This is a genomic window from Streptomyces sp. NPDC001843, from assembly GCF_042891955.1.
Lineage (GTDB): Bacteria > Actinomycetota > Actinomycetes > Streptomycetales > Streptomycetaceae > Streptomyces.
Map to the genome: position 1 here is coordinate 17,818 of NZ_JBIATQ010000003.1, position 17,988 is coordinate 35,805.

At 70.6% G+C, this 17,988-nt stretch carries 19 protein-coding genes; 13 read left to right on the forward strand and 6 right to left on the reverse strand.

Features of this window, described 5'->3' with window-relative positions:
* Positions 1 to 21: 21 nt before the first annotated feature.
* The 4 genes from ACFYZQ_RS08515 (at position 22) to cseC (ending at position 3,330) form a co-directional block, all read left to right on the forward strand.
* Complete coding sequence (locus ACFYZQ_RS08515; RefSeq protein WP_361620673.1) at positions 22 to 561, forward strand: SigE family RNA polymerase sigma factor; 540 nt, start codon at positions 22 to 24, stop codon at positions 559 to 561.
* A complete protein-coding gene (locus tag ACFYZQ_RS08520) occupies positions 549 to 1,202 on the forward strand; it encodes a hypothetical protein (RefSeq protein WP_389143313.1) in 654 nt (217 codons plus the stop codon). Before ACFYZQ_RS08515 ends, ACFYZQ_RS08520 begins: the two co-directional genes overlap by 13 nt.
* A 69-nt stretch (positions 1,203 to 1,271) precedes the next feature.
* Entirely contained in the window at positions 1,272 to 1,976 is a 705-nt protein-coding gene (cseB, locus tag ACFYZQ_RS08525) for a two-component system response regulator CseB (protein ID WP_389143316.1), read from the forward strand.
* Positions 1,977 to 1,986: 10 nt separating this feature from the next.
* Complete coding sequence (gene cseC / locus ACFYZQ_RS08530) at positions 1,987 to 3,330, forward strand: two-component system sensor histidine kinase CseC (RefSeq protein ID WP_389143319.1); 1,344 nt, start codon at positions 1,987 to 1,989, stop codon at positions 3,328 to 3,330.
* A gap of 478 nt (positions 3,331 to 3,808) precedes the next feature.
* On the opposite strand, the gene ACFYZQ_RS08535 is transcribed toward cseC, so the two are convergent.
* Positions 3,809 to 4,396: a TetR/AcrR family transcriptional regulator gene (locus ACFYZQ_RS08535; RefSeq protein WP_389143322.1), complete on the reverse strand. Its 588-nt coding sequence runs from the start codon at positions 4,394 to 4,396 to the stop codon at positions 3,809 to 3,811.
* Positions 4,397 to 4,523: 127 nt separating this feature from the next.
* Here ACFYZQ_RS08535 and ACFYZQ_RS08540 point away from each other — a divergent pair, with 127 nt between their 5' ends.
* Positions 4,524 to 5,279: an SDR family oxidoreductase gene (locus tag ACFYZQ_RS08540; protein WP_389143325.1), complete on the forward strand. Its 756-nt coding sequence runs from the start codon at positions 4,524 to 4,526 to the stop codon at positions 5,277 to 5,279.
* A 22-nt stretch (positions 5,280 to 5,301) separates the two neighbouring features.
* Here the strand turns inward: ACFYZQ_RS08540 and ACFYZQ_RS08545 are convergent, their stop codons facing one another.
* From ACFYZQ_RS08545 to ACFYZQ_RS08555, 3 genes are all read right to left on the reverse strand, one after another.
* On the reverse strand, positions 5,302 to 5,748 hold the full coding sequence (locus ACFYZQ_RS08545) for a VOC family protein (RefSeq protein WP_389143328.1): 447 nt from the start codon (positions 5,746 to 5,748) through the stop codon (positions 5,302 to 5,304).
* 58 nt (positions 5,749 to 5,806) lie between these two features.
* Positions 5,807 to 6,238, reverse strand: coding sequence for a helix-turn-helix transcriptional regulator (locus ACFYZQ_RS08550; RefSeq protein WP_389143331.1), 432 nt, complete (start codon positions 6,236 to 6,238; stop codon positions 5,807 to 5,809).
* Positions 6,239 to 6,344: 106 nt separating this feature from the next.
* Entirely contained in the window at positions 6,345 to 7,919 is a 1,575-nt protein-coding gene (locus ACFYZQ_RS08555; RefSeq protein ID WP_389143334.1) for an MDR family MFS transporter, read from the reverse strand.
* Positions 7,920 to 8,040: 121 nt separating this feature from the next.
* Between ACFYZQ_RS08555 and ACFYZQ_RS08560 the strand changes: the two genes are divergently transcribed.
* The 3 genes from ACFYZQ_RS08560 to ACFYZQ_RS08570 all read left to right on the forward strand — a co-directional run bounded on the left by ACFYZQ_RS08560 (position 8,041) and on the right by ACFYZQ_RS08570 (position 10,450).
* Positions 8,041 to 8,643 (forward strand): TetR/AcrR family transcriptional regulator, encoded by a 603-nt coding sequence (locus ACFYZQ_RS08560; protein WP_389143337.1) that lies wholly within the window; start codon positions 8,041 to 8,043, stop codon positions 8,641 to 8,643.
* Between the two features lie 112 nt (positions 8,644 to 8,755).
* The gene (locus ACFYZQ_RS08565) at positions 8,756 to 9,442 is read left to right on the forward strand and encodes an HdeD family acid-resistance protein (RefSeq protein ID WP_389143340.1); all 687 of its coding nucleotides are present in this window, start codon (positions 8,756 to 8,758) and stop codon (positions 9,440 to 9,442) included.
* An 18-nt stretch (positions 9,443 to 9,460) separates the two neighbouring features.
* Positions 9,461 to 10,450: a diacylglycerol/lipid kinase family protein gene (locus ACFYZQ_RS08570; protein WP_389143343.1), complete on the forward strand. Its 990-nt coding sequence runs from the start codon at positions 9,461 to 9,463 to the stop codon at positions 10,448 to 10,450.
* Here the strand turns inward: ACFYZQ_RS08570 and ACFYZQ_RS08575 are convergent.
* On the reverse strand, positions 10,393 to 11,019 hold the full coding sequence (locus ACFYZQ_RS08575) for a M23 family metallopeptidase (RefSeq protein WP_389143346.1): 627 nt from the start codon (positions 11,017 to 11,019) through the stop codon (positions 10,393 to 10,395). The genes ACFYZQ_RS08570 and ACFYZQ_RS08575 overlap by 58 nt on opposite strands.
* Positions 11,020 to 11,363: 344 nt before the next feature.
* On the opposite strand from ACFYZQ_RS08575, the gene ACFYZQ_RS08580 reads away from it, so the two are divergent.
* A complete protein-coding gene (locus ACFYZQ_RS08580; protein ID WP_389143349.1) occupies positions 11,364 to 11,873 on the forward strand; it encodes a DinB family protein in 510 nt (169 codons plus the stop codon).
* A gap of 214 nt (positions 11,874 to 12,087) precedes the next feature.
* Here the strand turns inward: ACFYZQ_RS08580 and ACFYZQ_RS08585 are convergent, their stop codons facing one another.
* Positions 12,088 to 12,669: a TetR family transcriptional regulator gene (locus ACFYZQ_RS08585; protein WP_389143352.1), complete on the reverse strand. Its 582-nt coding sequence runs from the start codon at positions 12,667 to 12,669 to the stop codon at positions 12,088 to 12,090.
* A 161-nt stretch (positions 12,670 to 12,830) separates the two neighbouring features.
* On the opposite strand from ACFYZQ_RS08585, the gene ACFYZQ_RS08590 reads away from it, so the two are divergent.
* From ACFYZQ_RS08590 to ACFYZQ_RS08605, 4 genes are all read left to right on the forward strand, one after another.
* Positions 12,831 to 13,181 carry an antibiotic biosynthesis monooxygenase family protein gene (locus ACFYZQ_RS08590; RefSeq protein ID WP_389143355.1) on the forward strand — a complete coding sequence of 117 codons (351 nt, stop codon included), beginning with the start codon at positions 12,831 to 12,833 and terminating at the stop codon, positions 13,179 to 13,181.
* A gap of 180 nt (positions 13,182 to 13,361) precedes the next feature.
* Positions 13,362 to 13,790 (forward strand): DUF4267 domain-containing protein, encoded by a 429-nt coding sequence (locus ACFYZQ_RS08595; protein ID WP_389143358.1) that lies wholly within the window; start codon positions 13,362 to 13,364, stop codon positions 13,788 to 13,790.
* A 356-nt stretch (positions 13,791 to 14,146) separates the two neighbouring features.
* Positions 14,147 to 14,755 carry an HAD family acid phosphatase gene (locus ACFYZQ_RS08600; RefSeq protein WP_389143361.1) on the forward strand — a complete coding sequence of 203 codons (609 nt, stop codon included), beginning with the start codon at positions 14,147 to 14,149 and terminating at the stop codon, positions 14,753 to 14,755.
* A gap of 68 nt (positions 14,756 to 14,823) precedes the next feature.
* Positions 14,824 to 17,910, forward strand: a complete 3,087-nt coding sequence (locus ACFYZQ_RS08605; protein WP_389143364.1) for an NACHT domain-containing protein — start codon at positions 14,824 to 14,826, stop codon at positions 17,908 to 17,910.
* The last annotated feature ends 78 nt before the right edge of the window (positions 17,911 to 17,988 follow it).

The following is a 17,988-nucleotide window of genomic DNA, read 5'->3' on the forward strand; positions in this document are numbered from 1 at the left end:
GGGAACGGGAGGCGGTTGATCATGGCGCAGGGCGAGGTGCTCGAGTTCGAGGAGTACGTCCGCACCCGGCAGGACGCGCTGCTGCGCAGCGCCCGCCGGCTGGTGCCGGACCCGGTCGACGCCCAGGACCTGCTGCAGACCGCGCTGGTACGGACGTACGGCCGCTGGGAGGGCATCGCGGACAAGCGGCTCGCGGACGCCTATCTGCGCCGGGTGATGATCAACACACGGACCGAGTGGTGGCGGGCGCGGAAGCTGGAGGAGGTGCCCACCGAGCAGCTGCCGGACGCGTGTGTGGAGGACGCCACCGAGCAGCACGCCGACCGGGCCCTGCTGATGGACATCATGAAGGTGCTCGCTCCGAAGCAGCGCAGCGTCGTCGTGCTGCGACACTGGGAGCAGATGTCCACGGAGGAGACCGCCGCGGCCCTCGGCATGTCGGCCGGAACGGTCAAGAGCACGCTGCACCGGGCGCTCGCCCGGCTCCGCGAGGAGCTGGAGGCCCGCGATCTGGACGCACGCGCGCTGGAGCGTGAGGAGCGGGAGCGTTGCGCGGCCTGACCGGGGCCGGGTCCAGTCGGGCCCGACTGAGCTTGCAGGCGGTGATCACGGCGGCGGCCGTGATCACCGCCCTCGGCCTTTTCGCCGCCGGCTGCGCCACCGGTGGTACCGGCGCCCGGGACGAGGGCCCGGCGCACACCGACTCGGTGACGGGTCTCGCCGCCTCCCCCGCACCCAGCCCCTCGGACACCTACCGCCGGGTGGACGCGGTCGCGCTCGTCAAGGACGATCCGAAGGTCTCGGCCACCGTCAAACGGGACCTCAAGCCGTGCTCCGGCGGCCACTACCCGGTCGACGTGACCTATGGCAACGTGACCGGCGGCAGTGTCGACGACGTCGTCGTCAACGTGCTGACCTGCGGGGACGCCGTGGGGGTGGGGGCTTATGTGTACCGCGCGCACGGCGGCCGGTACGAGAACGTGTTCAAGGCCGAGGAGTCCCCGGTGTACGCGGAGATCGACCGCGGCGACCTGATGGTGACGAAGCAGGTGTACGAGAAGGGCGACCCGGTCTCGAACCCGTCCGGCGAGACCGTGATCACCTACGGCTGGACCGCGGGACGCTTCGTGCAGGAGGACTTCCACCACACCGACTACGGCAACGCGGTCGGGGGCGACGCGACGCCGGTGCCAACTGAGTGAACCGGTCCGCCGCGCCATGCGTCACCTGTTCGAGAGAACGACATTCACACGAGGACTGAGAGCACCGGGATGGCAGACCAGACCCACGTCCTGTTCGTCGAGGACGACGACGTCATCCGCGAGGCCACGCAGCTCGCCCTGGAGCGGGACGGCTTCGCGGTGACCGCCATGCCGGACGGGCTGTCGGGCCTGGAGTCGTTCCGGGCGAACCGGCCCGACATCGCGCTTCTGGACGTGATGGTCCCGGGCCTGGACGGGGTGAGCCTGTGCCGGCGCATCCGGGACGAGTCGACCGTTCCGGTGATCATGCTGTCGGCGCGCGCCGACTCCATCGACGTGGTGCTGGGTCTGGAGGCGGGTGCCGACGACTACGTGACCAAGCCGTTCGACGGTGCCGTCCTCGTCGCCCGGATCCGCGCGGTGCTGCGCCGCTTCGGGCACGCGACCAGCGGGGACCGGGGGGACGGCACCGGTTCCTCGGTGGACGGCGGGGTGCTGACCTTCGGCGAGCTGGAGGTGGACACCGAGGGCATGGAGGTGCGCCGGGCCGGGCAGCCGGTGGCGCTCACGCCGACCGAGATGCGGCTGCTGCTCGAGTTCTCCTCCGCGCCGGGGACCGTGCTCTCGCGGGACAAGCTGCTGGAACGGGTGTGGGACTACGGCTGGGGCGGGGACACCCGGGTCGTCGACGTCCATGTGCAGCGGCTGCGGACGAAGATCGGCCAGGACCGGATCGAGACGGTCCGTGGTTTCGGCTACAAGTTGAAGGCCTGAGCGGGGCAGCATGCGGGGGTACATCGAGCGCCGGGTCAAGGGGCGCGTGGGACGTGCGGATCTGCGCACGGGGCTCAGATGGAAGCTCAGCGCGGCGATCGCGCTGGTCGGCGCGCTGGTGGCGATCGCGCTCAGCCTGGTCGTGCACAACGCGGCCCGGGTCTCGATGCTGGACAACGCGCGCGACCTGGCCCTGGACCGGCTGCAGATCCCCGAGCGGAACTACGTCCTGAACCGGCACACGAACTTCCCCGGCGCCCTGATCGACGACCCGAAGCTGCCGTCGGCGCTGCGGGAGAAGGTCGAAGAGGGCCGCCGGGCCACGTATGTGACGGAGCGCGGCGGCAGCGCGCCGGACATCTGGGCGGCCGTGCCGATGAAGGACGGGCACGTGCTGTCCCTGCACACCCACTTCACCGACCGCAGCACCGACGTGATGAAGGACCTCGACCAGGCCCTGGTCATCGGCTCCATCGCGGTGGTGCTCGGCGGCAGCGCGCTCGGCGTGCTCATCGGCGGGCAGCTCTCGGGACGGCTGCGCAAGGCGGCCGCCGCGGCGAACCAGGTCGCCCAGGGCGAGCCGGACGTACGGGTGCGGGACGCCATCGGCGGGGTCGTACGGGACGAGACCGACGACCTCGCGCGGGCGGTGGACGCCATGGCGGACGCGCTGCAGCAGCGGCTGGAGGCCGAGCGCCGGGTCACCGCCGACATCGCGCACGAGCTGCGCACCCCGGTGACCGGGCTGCTGACGGCGGCGGAACTGCTGCCCCCGGGCCGGCCCACCGAACTGGTCCTGGACCGCGCCAAGGCCATGCGCACGCTCGTCGAGGACGTGCTGGAGGTCGCCCGGCTCGACAGTGCCTCGGAGCGGGCCGAGCTGCAGGACATCGTGCTGGGCGAGTTCGTGACCCGGCGGGTGGCGGCCAAGGACCCGAACGTCGCCGTGCGCGTGGTGCACGAGTCGGAGGTCACCACCGACCCCCGGCGCCTGGAGCGGGTGCTGATCAACCTGCTCGCCAACGCCGCCCGGCACGGCAGGCCGCCCATCGAGGTGACCGTGGAGGGCCGGGTCATCCGGGTCCGCGACCACGGGCCCGGCTTCCCCGAGGAACTGCTCGCCGAGGGGCCAAGCCGGTTCCGCACCGGCAGCAAGGACCGCGCCGGGAAGGGCCACGGGCTCGGCCTGACCATCGCGGCCGGACAGGCCCGGGTACTGGGCGCCCGGCTGACCTTCCGCAACATCCGTCCCGCGGGCGCCCCGGACCACGTCCCGGCGGAGGGGGCGGTGGCCGTCCTGTGGCTCCCGGAACACGCGCCGACGGCCACCGGAAGCTACCCGATGCTGCCGTAGACCGCCGGCCGTGGCGCGGGCGCTCACCGCACGGGGCCGCTGGTGCGGGCCCCGATACGACTGCTCGCCGGGCGGGCATGCCCGGGCGGCCACGGCCGAGCGCCTTGCCCGCGCGGTCCGCCGCCGCGCCGGTGGGTCGCGGCCCCCACGAGACGCGGCACGGTGCACCGCCGCAGGCCGTCACCCCACGGGAAGTCGGTGATCCGCGCCCAGCCACGGCATCGCTGCGACCGGGCGGGACCGGGCGGCGTCACGGAACCGTCCCGGCGGGACAACCGGCCGGCAGCCCGGGGAAGTGCCCCGGCAAAGAGTCGGTGGCCCACCGGGACGGCAAGGCCGCGCACGCGGCCGGGCACGACCGCACACCGGCGGGGACGACCGCACGCCGACCGGGCACGACCGCACACCGGCCGGGCATGCCTGGTCGCGCTCACGGCCTCGCTCTACGGGACTGAGCCCGGCCCGCCGCCGCGGGCGTTCACCGCAGCAGGGAGTCGGTGATCCGCTCTGCGGTGGCCGCGTCCAGGGGGGCGTGGCCGAGGAGGAAGCGGTACCAGAAGAAGCCGTAGAACTGGTCGACCAGGAGGTCGACGTCCCGGTCGGCGGGCAGCTCGCCGCGTTCGTGCCCGCGCCGGAGGATCTCGTGGAGCACGGCCCGGCGGGCCTCGGTGAAGTCCCGCATCAGCTGGGCCAGGTGCGCGTCACGGGCGGCCTCGGTGACGAGGGTGCGCAGGGCCGGCGCCGAAGGGGCGCGCTGGGAGGCCTCGAAGGTCGCCGTCGCCAGGGCCCGCAGGTCCTCACGCAGGCTGCCGGTGTCCGGTGTGGGCAGTTCCTGGGCGGCGTAGTCGGTGAGCGCGTCCAGCAGGACGGCGCCTTTGGAGGGCCACCAGCGGTAGAGCGTCTGCTTTCCGACCCCGGCCGCCCGGGCGATGGTCTCCACCGTCACCGGGGCACCGTCGGCGTCGGAGAGCAGGTCCAGGGCGGCGTCGAGGATCGCCCGGCGGACGGCTTCGTTGCGGCGGCGCCCGGTGTGCGGGCGGGTTTCTCTGGTGTCCACGGGACTCATCCTCTCCGACGGCTCCTCGGGGCCCCGAAATCGCTTGACGAGACTAACGGTCTCGGCAACACTTTGACGAGACCGACGTTCTCGGCAAGAGGTCGAGGCCCGGTGAATCACAGGAGAGAAGCCACTCATGAGCACTCCGAACCACGTCAACTCCCCCGCCCTGGCCGGTCAGCGCGTCGCCGTCATGGGCGGCAGCTCGGGCATCGGCGAGGCGACGGCCGCGGCCTTCGCGGCGGACGGCGCGGAGGTGGTCATCACCGGCCGCGACCGGCAACGGCTCGACGCGGCCGCGTCCCGCATCGGCGGCAAGACATCGGCGTACCGCCTGGACGCGGCCGACCGGACCGCCGTGGACGCCTTCTTCGCCCAGTCCGGACCCGTCGACCACCTGGTCCTCGCCCTCAGCGGCGCCAAGGGCGGCGGCCCCTTCGCCGCACTCGACCTGGCGGACCTGGCGGCGGGCTTCGACGGCAAGTTCTGGCCGCACCTGCGGGTCCTGCAGGCGGCCCTGCCCCGGCTGCGCACCGACGGCTCGGTGACCCTGGTGACGGCCGCCTCCGCGCGTGCCGCGATGCCCGGCACCGCCGGCCTCGCCGCGATCAACGGCGCCCTGGAGGCGATGGTCCCGCCGCTCGCCGTGGAACTGGCCCCGCTCCGGGTCAACGCGGTCTCGCCGGGCGTCGTGGACACGCCCTGGTGGGACGCCGCACCGGCCGAACAGCGCAAGGCCGTCTTCGAGGGGCTCGCGGCCGCGTCCCCCGTGGGCCGGATCGGCCGCCCCGAGGACATCGCCCGGGCCATCCACCTGCTGGCCACGAACACCTTCGTGACCGGCGTGGTCCTGGACGTCACGGGCGGGGCGAACCTGGCGACGGGCCGCTGACGCCGCGCGCCGCGCCCCGGGCTCAGCCGGCCCAGTCCTGCGACACGTCGAGGTCGCCCTCACGGGGCTGGGTGAAGGAGAACCAGTTCCCCGAGTCGTCACGGAACAACGCCTCCGTGCCGTACGGGCGCTCCTGCGGCTCCTGCAGGAACTCCACACCCCGCTCCTTGAGCGTCTTGTAGTCGCCGTGGATGTCGTCGGTGGTCAGCACACCGGCGCCGAGCACTCCTTTGGCCACCAGCTTCCTGACCATCTCGGCGGACTCCGGGTCCATCGCGGGCGGACCCGGCACCATCAGGGTGAGCTCGACGTCGGGCTGGTCACCGGCGCCCACGGTCAGCCAGCGCATGCCGCCCTCGCCCATCGTGAGATCCGTGCGGACCTCGAGGCCCAGCTTCTCGGTGTAGAACTCCTTGGCCCGGTCCTGGTCCAGTACCCAGACGGTCGAGATCTTGAGTCCCTTGATCATGGCGTGCTCCTGTCCGCGGCGATCGGCTGCTGCCCGATCACCGTAGGCAGCCACGGCCTCAGCCCGCTTCTCCGGAATTGCGCCGTGCGCCACCGGGCCCCTCCCGGAACCCTCCCGCCCACAGCATCGCGTAGCACCCGGGTATGAGCGCGGCTCCGCGCCCCACGTGCTTCCTCCGGTACTCGCTGGGTGTCAGCCCGGTCCAGGCCTTGAACCGGGTGGAGAAGGTGCCCAGGCTGCTGAAGCCGACCAGGAGGCAGATCTCGGTCACCGACAGATTGGCGGTGCGCAGCATCTCCTCCGCCCGCTCGATACGGCGGTGCGTCAGGTACTGGCCGGGCGTCTCGCCGTACGTCTCCTTGAAGGCCCGTATGAAGTGGTAGCGCGAGTACCCGGCGTGCGCGGCCACCGCGTCCAGGTCGAGCCCGGGATCGGCCCAGTCGCGGTCCATGGCGTCCTTGGCCAGGCGCAACTGGCGCAGCTTGTCCATACGGTGATGGTGGCACGGAGCACTGACAGCGGGCCCGGGCCCGTACCGCACACGGCGAAGGCCCCCGGGGCGGACACCATCCGGGGGCCTTCGGTTCACGGCCGGATCAGACGGCCGAATCGACTTCCGGCTTCTGCGGGCCGCCCTTGAGCGGGACCTCCTTGACGAAGACGGCTCCGACCAGCACGACCACCGCGACGATCGCGCCCAGCAGGAACGCCGAGTGCGTACCGGAGGACACCGCGTGCTGGTACGCCTCCCGCGCCGCGGCCGGCAGCTTCGCCAGGCTGGCCGCGTCGAGCTGGGCGGACTGCTCGGTCACCTTGGAGCCCAGCGCGCCGGCCCGCTCGGACATGACGTCCTGGACCCGGTTGTTGAACAGCGCGCCCATGATGGCGACACCGAAGGAGGAACCGAGCGTACGGAACAGGGTGGTGGACGAGGACGCCACGCCCATGTCCTTCATCTCCACGCTGTTCTGCGCGACCAGCATGGTGATCTGCATCAGGCAGCCCATGCCGAGGCCGAGGACGGCCATGAACACCCCGGAGGTCAGCCGGGAGGTGCCCGTGTCCATCGTCGACAGCAGGTACAGGCCGACGATCATCAGCACGCCGCCGGCGATCGGGAAGACCTTGTAGCGCCCGGTGTTGGTGGTGACCCGGCCGGCGACCATCGAGGTCACCAGCATCGCGCCGAGCATCGGCAGGAGCAGCAGCCCGGAGTTGGTCGCGGACGCGCCCTGCACGGACTGCTGGTACAGCGGCAGGAAGAGCGTGGCGCCGAACATCACGAAGCCGGTGATGAAGCCGATGACCGACATCAGGGTGAAGTTGCGGCTGCGGAAGATGTGCAGCGGTACGACCGGCTCGGTGGCCCGGGTCTGCCAGAACACGAACCCGACCAGCGCGGCGACACCGATGCCGATCAGCTCCATGATCCTGGCGGACGTCCACGCGTACTCCGTGCCGCCCCAGGTGGTGACCAGCACGATCGAGGTGATGCCGATGGTCAGCAGCGCGACACCCAGGTAGTCGATGCGCGCCTTCGCCCGCTTCTTCGGCAGGTGCAGCACGGCGCTGACCAGCGCCAGCGCGACCACGCCGAGCGGCAGGTTGATGTAGAAGGACCAGCGCCAGCCCCAGTTGTCGGTGATGGTGCCGCCGACCAGCGGACCGCCGATCATCGCGAGCGCCATGACACCGGCCATCATGCCCGTGTACTTGCCGCGCTCCCGGGGCGGGATCAGGTCGCCGATGATCGCCATGACACCGACCATCAGACCGCCGGCCCCGAGCCCCTGAACGGCCCGGAACCCGATGAGCTCACCCATGTTCTGCGCCATGCCGCTGAGCGCGGACCCGATCAGGAAGATCACGATCGAGGTCAGGAAGGTGGCCTTGCGGCCGAACATGTCGCCGAGCTTGCCCCAGATCGGGGTCGCCGCGGCGGTCGCCAGTGTGTAACCGGTCACCACCCAGGACAGGTGCTCCAGACCGCCCAGTTCGCCCACGATCGTCGGCATCGCCGTGCCCACGATCATGTTGTCGAGCATCGCGAGCATCATCGCGATCATCAGGGCGAGCAGGACGACCCGCACGCTCCTGGGTTTCTTGCCCTCTGTCTCGTTGCTCCGCGCTTCGACGCTCTCCGCGACTGGCGCGCTCTGCGTGTCCGCCATCGTCCCCACTCCCCGCGAGCCGCTTACTTGTCGCCCGGCTAGTTTTCACTACACTGGCAAGGTAGCGATTTCACTAGCCGGGCGTCAAGTAAGTTTCCGAGGGAGCGCGAGGAGTACGAGGATGGGCGTCACGATGGACGGCACCAAGCAACCGCGCCGCGGCAACACCCGCCAGCGCATCCAGGACGTGGCCCTAGAACTCTTCGCCGAGCAGGGCTACGAGAAGACATCCCTGCGCGAGATCGCCGAGCACCTGGACGTCACGAAGGCAGCGCTCTATTACCACTTCAAGACCAAGGAAGAGATCATCGTCAGCCTCTTCGAGGATCTGACGCAACCGATCCTGGAACTGATCGAGTGGGGCGCCGAGCAGCCGCACACACTGGAGACCAAGCAGGAGATCGTACGGCGCTACAGCCAGGCCCTGACCGGCGCCGAACCGCTCTTCCGCTTCATGCAGGAGAACCAGGCGACGGTGCGTGAACTGCGCATCGGCGACACCTTCAAGGACCGCATGCGCGGCCTGCGCGACATCATCATCGACCCCGACGCGCCCCTCGTCGACCAGGTCCGCTGCGTCAGCGCCCTCTTCACGCTGCACGCGGGCATGTTCATCATGCAGGACGTCGAGGGCGACCCCGACAAGAGGCGCGAGGCGGTTCTCGAGGTCGCCGTGGACCTGGTCACCCAGGCGCACAAGGGAGCCCGGGAGACGGGCGCCTAGCCGGTTCCGCCCCCGGCCCGGGCTCCGTGCTCGCCGGGCGGGACGGGGCCTGGCGGGGTCAAGATGGAGGGGAACCGATTCGCCCACCTCGTTACCGGAAGGGTGAGCTGGTATGACATCTCCCTCCGATTCCCCGTCAGGGACCGGCGCCGCACCCCCGCCCCGTACCGAGGCACAGGACAACCCCCTCGGCGGGAGCATGACGGCCCTGGCGAACATGAGCTGGCAGCTCGTGCTCACCGCGGGGCTGGCCGCCATCGCCCTCGGCATCGTGATCCTTGCCTGGCCGGCGGAGACGCTCCGGGTCGTCGGCGTGCTCTTCGGCATCTACCTGCTGCTCATCGGCGTCTTCCAGCTGGCCGCCGCGTTCGGCACGCACGTACCCGGACATCTTCGCGCCCTGCACTTCGTCACGGGCGCGCTCTGCGTCCTGCTCGGGCTGGTCTGCTTCCGCGGCACCCTGCAGTCGATCCTGCTGCTCGCCCTGTGGATCGGCTTCAGCTGGCTCCTGCGCGGCACGATGGTGACGGCCACGGCGGCCTCCGCTCCGGACACGCCGGGTCGGGGCTGGATGCTGTTCAGCGGGATCATCGGGATGCTGGCGGGCATCGTGCTGATCGTCTCGCCGTTCACCTCGATCGGTGCGCTGACCCTGGTGGCGGGCATCATGGCCATCGTCCTCGGCGTGACCGAGGTGTTCCACGCCATCAGGATGCGCGTCGACGTCGGCCGCCTCACCCCGGGCAAGGCCCCCGAGCGGCGGCCTCTGTTCCGCCATCAACCGCACCCGCAGCACTGATCACCGGGGACACTCCGGATGGCCGGCGTTCCGACGCGTGCCCGGGCCGTGATCGTGGCGAACCCTCGCTCGGGCGGCGGCAAGACCGCTCGGTACGGCCTGCCACAGCGGGCCGAGGACATGGGGGCCCAGGTCCGGACGACCACCGCGGAACTGGACGCGGCGTCGCTCGCGAGGAGCGCCGTCCAGGAGGGAACACAGGTGCTGGGGGTCGCCGGCGGCGACGGCACCGTGTCGGCGGTCGCCGCCGTGGCCGCCGACACGGGCGTGCCGCTGGTCGTGGTCCCGGCGGGCACCCGCAACCACTTCGCCCGGGACCTGGGCCTCGACCTCCGCGACCCGGGACAGGCGCTGGACGCCCTGGTCGACGGTGAGCCCGCGCAGGTGGACCTGGGGACGCTCGGCTCGCGCGTCTTCGTCAACAACGTCTCGTTCGGCATGTACGCCGACGCCCTGCTGGAGCCCGGTTACCGGGAGGACAAGCCGCGCGCGTTCGCCGCGGTGGCGCCCGGCTACGTCAAGGGCGAGCAGTGGGTCGAGGCCCGCGTGGACACCCCATGGGGGACCGTCGAGTTCCCGCAGGTGCTGCTGATCTCCAACAACCCCTACCACCTGACCACTCCCCGCCGGCTCGGGCGCCGCTTCTCGCTCAGCACGGGGCGACTGGGTGCCATCCTCCTCAAGCGCCCGGCGGAGGCGCCCCCGGATCTCCTGCGGCACCTGCGCGACGAACTGCGCCGGCACCAACAGGGCTCCGGCCCGGCGGGGCAGGGGGTCGTCGTCTGGTCGGCTCCCGGCATCACGCTGCACGGCGACGTGCCGCACCTGGACGCGGGCATCGACGGCGAGGCCGTGCGGCTTCCGCTCCCCGTCCTGTGCGGGATCCGGCCGGGCGCTCTGCGCGTGCTGCTGCCGAAGGACCGGCCGGGGATTCCGCGGGAGCCCGCGGCTCAGACCTTCACGCCCTTGGCCCGCAGGAAGGCGACCGGGTCGATCGCGGAGCCGTAGTTCGGGGTCGTACGGATCTCGAAGTGCAGGTGCGGGCCGGTGGTGTTGCCGGTGTTGCCGGACTCGGCTATGTGCTGGCCGGTGGTGACGACCTGGCCGATCCTGACGTCGATCCGCGACAGGTGGGCGTACTGCGAGTACTGCCCGTCGGCGTGCTTGATGACGATGGCGTTGCCGTAGGCGGGCCCGTCGCCGGCACCCCAGCCACCGGCCTTGACCACGGTGCCGCCGTGCGCGGCGACGACCTCGGTACCGATCGGCACGGCGAAGTCCTGCCCGCTGTGCCGGTGCATCCAGTGGGAGCCGGCCTGGTCGAAGCCCGCGGTCAGCGTGTAGTTCTTCACGGGGTCGACCCAGGCGGGGGCCTTGGCGGCGGGTTTGGCGGCGGCGGGCTTGGCGGCAGGCTTCACGGCGGCGGCCGTCGCGGCATGGGAGGCGGCGTGCGGGACGGCGGCGCTCGCGACTCCGACCCCCAGCACGGCCGAGGCGCCCACACCGGCGGCCAGGGCGGCGGCACGGGTGCGCAGCAGGGAGGTACGGGGGAAGCGGAACGGGACGCGCTGAAACATCGAAACCTCGGGGAGTCGGGTACGGAAATCCACCCGACGCGACTGGCGTCCGCCGGGTGGGCCGTCCCTTGCTAACCCGAGTTCCTATTCATCCCAAAACAGGCGAATTACTGCCGCCGGTAGTACTGAGCTGCGAAATTTTCCCGCCTCTTGACAGGTCGGAGGCGTGACGAGAGCGCACTTTCCCCCTGAGCGCATGTCCGACTATCTACCCTAGTAACGGACATATCACCTGTGCGGCATGTCACTGACTCCCGAGATCGCCGAGCGAGCGGAAGTGAGCGGGGTCACCCGCCCCGGCACGCCCCCGATGAGTTTTCGGAGCACAGGCAGTCACAGCGAGCATGAGCGAGACAACTCCCAGCAGCGAGATCACGGACCTCCTCAGGGTCTTGGACGGACAGCGGCGCCACGTTCTCGGCATCCTCGACGGACTCGCCCCGGAGGCGCTGCGGCAACCCGTACTGCCCTCCGGATGGCACTGCCTGGGCCTGGTCCAGCACCTCGCCCTGGACGTCGAGCGCTTCTGGTTCCGTGCGGTCGTCGCCGGGGACAAGGACACGATCCGCGGCCTCACGAGCGGCGCCGAAGCTTGGCAGGTGTCCCCGGAAGTGCAGGCCACCGACGTGCTTGACCGGTACCGGCAGGAGACGGAGCTCGCCGACGCCGTCATCGCGACGACGCCCGCTGACGCCCCCCTGGCCTGGTGGCCGCACGACCTGTTCGGCGAACCGCACCTGCACACGCTGCGAGACGTCCTGCTGCACGTCATCACCGAGACCGCGTGTCACGCCGGTCACCTGGACGTGGCCCGGGAGCTCCTCGACGGGCGCCGCCGGCTGGTCCTGACGTAGGGGACACAGACGCCCCCACCGGTCCCATCCACCTCCGCGAGAGCGACCACCCCGACACCAGCGTCGCCGCCCAGCTCGGCTCGCTCCGCGGTACGGGGATCTCCTGGGCGAGGTGAAGGGAACGGTCGTCGGCGCACGCCTGCGCGCCCAGCGTGCCGTCAACACCGAACCGGTCCGGTGACCGAGGGCGCGATGGGTGCTCGCGGGGCGCTCTTCAGGGCGTGGGTGCGGTGAGATACCGCTGGACCGTGGGTCCGAGCCAGTCCACGATCTCGTCGCGGTCGAGCGCCACGCTCGCCGGGAACCGCAGCACGTAGCGCGTCAGCGCGAGCCCCAGCACGGTCGAGGCGCACAGCGCCGCCCGCGTCGGCGCCTGCTCCGGATCGGGGCCCACCTGGCGGGCCAACGGGATCAACTGCTCGCGCAGCACACTCTGCATGCGATCGGCGGCGGCCGGATCGGTGGCTCCGACCCGCATCAGTGCGGTGAGCTCCCCGTTCTCCTCCCACAGGGTGAGGAAGCGGCTGACCAGCGTGCGGCCGATCGCCTCGCGCGGTTCGACGGGCAGGTCGGGCAGTCCGGGGTCGATCGCGACGGCAGCCGCGAACAGGCCCGCCTTGCTGTCGTAGTAGCGCATCACCATCGACGGATCGATCTTCGCGTCGCGTGCGATGGCCCGGATGGTCGCCTTCTCGTAGCCGTCCGCCGCGAACCGCTGGCGGGCCGCGGTGAGGATCGCGGCGCGGGTCGCGTCGGAACGCCGTACGGCCTGCTGGTTCTCCGTGGTGCCGGTCATGCCTGCGAATGTATGCCAACGGCTGTTGACAGTCCAGGGTCACACCCCTACGTTTACCAACACGCGTTGCCAACACATGTTGCCAACATACGTTGCCTACATGTGTTGGCTAAATCGCGATGCCTCTGAGCGGACAACCGACAGTGAGAGGACGTACCGAAATGGCCAAGCTCCAGAGTCTCGACCCGCGCACGCCGATGTTCGCGCAGTTCCAGGAGAAGACCGGGCCCATCGTCCTGGCCAACACCTTCGTCGTCCCGAAGGAGAGGTACGCGTCGTTCCTGCCTCTCTTCCGGCGGCAGGCCGAGTTCATGAAGGCTCAGCCGGGATTCGTCTCCCTGCGGATGCACAAGGGGACGGCGGACAGCCAGTTGCTGATGAACGTCGCGGTCTGGGAGTCGACCGAGGCGCTCGCCACGGCGTTCGGCAGCCCGGAGTTCCAGCGCATGGCGGCCGAGTTCCCCGACGACATCGTGTCGTACCCGCACATCTTCGAGCAGATCGACGTATGACAAGGCAGCTGCAGCCAGGGGAGGCGGCCGCAGAAGCCGTGCCCTCCCCTGGGCATCCACTCATCCGCACCGGGTCGTGAGGCCGACGCGGCCCGTCATCTTGCACGTCGTCGGCCGCCCCGGCTACGCACGCCGCTGGGCCCTGACCCGTCCCAGGCCGAAGATCGAAGGAGAAGCACCATGTCGCTGAAGAACGTCAACACCGTCCTTGCCACCGCCTGCGCCCTGTTCGTCCTCTACCTCGGGCTGTCCTTCATCCTGGCCCCGGAGGCGTCCACTCACGGCGTTGGCCTACCGACCTGGCCCGCCGGCAACGGCGACGGCTTCCTCATCATGAAGGGCACCCGCGAATTGTCGATGGGTCTGGTCATCGGCATCCTGCTGGTGACAGGCCACCGCCGCGCCCTGGGCTGGGTTCTCCTGATGGAGGCCGTCGCCCCGTTCGGCGACATGATCAACGTCTTGGCCCATCACGGCTCCATCGCCGCCGCGTTCGGCATCCACGGCCTGACCTCTGCGCTGATCGCGGTCACCGGCCTGCTGACTCTCCGCGAGACCAGCAAGGTCCATCAGGCCCCCGCCTTAGCGCCCGCCGCGCAGCCCTCCTGACAGCTGCAAGCCCCGGAGGGGTCGTACCGGCCACGGAGCCGGGCCACCCCTTCGGGGTCGTACCGGCGCAGCCGGAACCACCCGCTGCGCTGTTCCGTTGCTCCCCGGGGCCGAGCAACAACCCGCTGGCCGTGACCGATTACTCGACACTTTCACCAACAGATCTCGAACTCCTCCCGAGTGAAGAGGACTTGCCCCAGGTGGCCCAGCAGTCCATCGACGGAATTCATAGCCAGGTGTGACGCACACCTCTGTACGCCTACCCTCCAGTAACCCTACGGTTCCCCTCGCGCCACCCTCACGCACGATCATGCCCACGACATCGGCAGCGTATGGAGTGAGAGGACCCCCCACCGATGAGCACAAGACGCCCCTGGGCGCTGCGCGTTTCCGCGACCGCCGTAACCGCGGCCGCCTTTGTCGCCATGGCCGCACCGGCGGACGCCGCGACGGCGGGCACCACCGCCGCCAAGGTGGACTATGCGACCTGGCAGAAGGACTGCCAGGCGGTGATGGACCAGGCGCTGCCGTACCTGCAGCAGCGCATCGCCGCCGCCAAGCCGGGTGAGAAGCAGGCGATCGTCTTCGACATCGACAACACCACGCTGGAGAGCGACTTCGGCTTCAGCTTTCCGTCCCCGGCCAACAAGCCCGTGCTGAACGTCGCCGAGTACGCCCAGGAGCACGGCGTCTCCCTCTTCTTCGTCACCGCCCGCCCGGGCATCATCAAGGCCCCCACCGAGTACAACCTCGAGCACGACGGCTACGACGTCTCCGGGCTCTACGTCCGTGGCCTGTTCGACCTGTTCAAGGACGTCGCCGCCTACAAGACGGCCCAGCGGGTCGACATCGAGAACAAGGGCTACACGATCATCGCGAACATCGGCAACAGCGCCACCGACCTCTCGGGCGGCCACGCCGAGAAGACGTTCAAACTGCCGGACTACGACGGGCAGTTGTCCTGACGCGGGACTGAACCTTCCGGCTAGGCTCCATCCGTACTTCTGCCGTTGTACGACCACGGGGGTGGCGGATGGAGCCGACGGTACTGGGCAGCAAGCTGGCCTCCAGCCTGATCGGGCCGTTGGTGAAGAAGCTGTTCGTGCAGGACGGGCCCGGCGCCGGACTGGTCGACAAACCGGTGCGGCTGTCCGCGCTGGTGTCCTTCCGGGGTGAGAAGCGCACCCTGGGCGAGAAGGATGTCCAGCGGCTGGCCGAGCGGATCGTGGCGCAGGCGGTGCGGTCCCCGGGGGAGCTTCCGTTCCCCGCCGACGAACAGACGGCCGTGGCAGACGCGTTGGCCCGACGCCTGCTCGCGCTCGGCGATCTGGACATGGACGACGTGCAGGCCGTACGGCTGGGTGACCACGCGTTGGCCCAGCATCTGAAGCAGCACGCCCCGAAAGCCGACGGGCTGTCCGGTGACGCGAGCCGGTTCCTGGACGGCGCCACCGAGGGGGCATGCGGCCAGATCCTGGAATTCTTCACCCGCAGGTCCACGTTCGTAGCCCGCACCCTGGTGGAGCAGAGCCACACGCAGGCCGAGACGGCGTCCGGTGTGGGGGAATTGCTCGACCGGGTTCCCAGTCCGCAGGCGCAGGACATCGGATTCGAGATCCGGTATCTGGAATACGTCGCGAAGAAGCACAGCAAGCTCACCATCTACGGCATCGACCTCAGCAATTCACCGGGGCGTTGGCCGTTGGGGGCCGCCTATCTGAGCCTGGAGGCGGTCAGGCGCGGCGACGAACCACTCACCCCGGCCATGGGAATCGCACCTGCCTCCCCGGTCACGGCCCCTGCCGACGAGGCACTGGCCCGCCATGAGCAAGTACTGCTCCGCGGGGTCGCGGGTTCGGGAAAGACCACACTGATCCAGTGGCTCGCCGTGTCGGCCGCGACCGAGCCGACCGGCCGCATGGCCTACCTCGCCGGCCGCGTACCGTTCGTCCTCCCCCTGCGCACCCTCACCCGGCACGGCGAACGCCTCCCGGCGCCGGAGCGCTTCCTCGCTGCCGCCGGCTGCCCGCTGAGCGGCGCGGAGCCCGACGGCTGGGAGTACCGGGTTCTGGCGGCCGGACGCGGGCTCGTACTGGTCGACGGGCTCGACGAGGTCCCGGAGCCGGAGCGCAAGCGGGCCCGCGCATGGCTGCGCGGCCTCGTGGAGGCGTTCCCCGGCAACCGCTGGCTCGTCACCTCCCGTCCGTCGGCCGTCGGCGACGACTGGCTCGCCGACGACGGGTTCACGGAGCTGGTCCTCTCCGCGATGAGCCCGGCGGGCGTCGGCTCGTTCATCAGGCGCTGGCACCGTGCGGCGGCCACCGGCGTCCCGGACGAGGACGCGCTGCTCGGCGCCTACGAGACTCAGCTCCTCGACGCCGTCCGCACCAAACCGGACCTGGGCCGACTGGCCACCAACCCGCTGATGTGCGGCCTGATCTGCGCCCTGCACCGTGACCGGCGCGGTTACCTGCCGCACGGCCGCAAGGAGTTGTACGAGTCCGCCCTCTCCATGCTGCTGACCCGCCGGGACCGCGAGCGCGACATGGCTGTGCCGGATCTGAGCGAGGAGCCCCAGCTCCAGCTCCTCCAGCGCCTCGCCTACTGGCTCATCCGCAACGGTCGTACGGAAATGGACCGGGGCCGGGCGGAGAGCATCATCGCGGAGATCCTCCCGGCCGTGCCCGCGGCGTCGGCACTGGGGGACGCGGCGGCGGTGCTGGACCATTTCCTGATACGCACAGGCCTGCTGCTCACGCCCACCCCGGACACCCTCCACTTCGTCCACCGCACCTTCCAGGACTACCTCGGCGCCCGGGCGGCCGTGGAGGCGGGCGACCTCGGTCTGCTCGCCGAGCATGCCGACGACGACCAGTGGGCGGACGTGATCCGGATGGCGGTGGCCCAGGCCCGGCCCCGGGAACGGGCCGAGCTGCTGGGACTGCTGACCTCGCTCCCCGACAAGCGGGCCCATCTGCTGGCGATGGCCTGTCTGGAGCATGCGACCGAGCTGGATCCGGTGGTGCGTCGGCGGGTCGAGGACCTGGCCCGCGCCCTGCTGCCGCCCCGGACGGCGGAGGAAGCCAAGGAACTGGCCGAAGCCGGCCCGCTGGTGCTGGAGCTGCTGCCGGGACCGGAGGGTCTGACGGCCGAGGAGGCCGAGGCGGTGACGGCCACCGCCGCGCTGGTGGGGACGGACGGGGCCGTTCCGCTGCTGGCACGCTATGCCGGACATCCCGAGCTGCGGGTACGGATCACGCTGACGCGGGCCTGGGACCGTTTCGACCAGGGCGTGTACGCCGACGAGGTCCTGGCCCATGTCGACTCCCACGACCTCTTCGTCACCGTGTCCTCTCCCGAGGCCCTGCGCGCCCTGCCCCGGCTCGGACGCCGGCCCCGGCTGACGATCGTGGGGGCGCACGAGCTGACGGACATCATGGGGATGCTGCCGGAAGGTGTGCGCAGGATCGGCCTCACGGACAACCCGCTGCTCACCGACCTACGGCCGCTCACCGCGCTCCGCTCCCTCGAGCGCGTCAGCCTGATGTACTGCTCGGAGGTGGGGGACCTCTCCCCCCTGGCCGATCTCGGTCTGCACGAGTTGTACCTGTACAGCGTCGGTCGGATCTCCGGTCTCGGCCGGCTCAGCACTCTGCGGACTCTCAGGGTGGTGAGCGAGCTGCCCGGCGGTCTGTCACAACTGCCCCACACCGCACCGCTGACCGAGCTGGGCCTGGATGTCGGAGACCTCGCGGCGGGTCTGCGAGGTCTGAGCCGCTGGCCGGGACTGGAGCATCTGGACCTGCGCGGCGGAATCGAGCTGCTCGGAGCGGAGGACTGGTCCGAACTCGCCGCACACCCCTCGCTCAACCGCCTGAGCGTCCCCGCGTATGCGGCGGCCTGCTGTGCCGTGGCTCCTGAGCTGCCCGGCGTCGAGAGCCTGTGGGTGTCCGGCGTACAGGGGGACGAGGACCTCGCCCCGTTGGCCCGCCTGTGCCCGAACCTGCGCACCGTCCAGCTCGCCACGCACCCCGGCGTGGCCCTGGACCTGACCGCGTACGAGGCGGATTTCCCCGACATCGAGGTGCGTGCTCCACGTAGCCGTCCCTACGCCCTCTGACGAAGTACGCCCTCTGACGAAGCGGCCGGACACACCGAGAGGGGCCGGTGCCCGAAAGCACCGGCCCCTCGCGTTCAG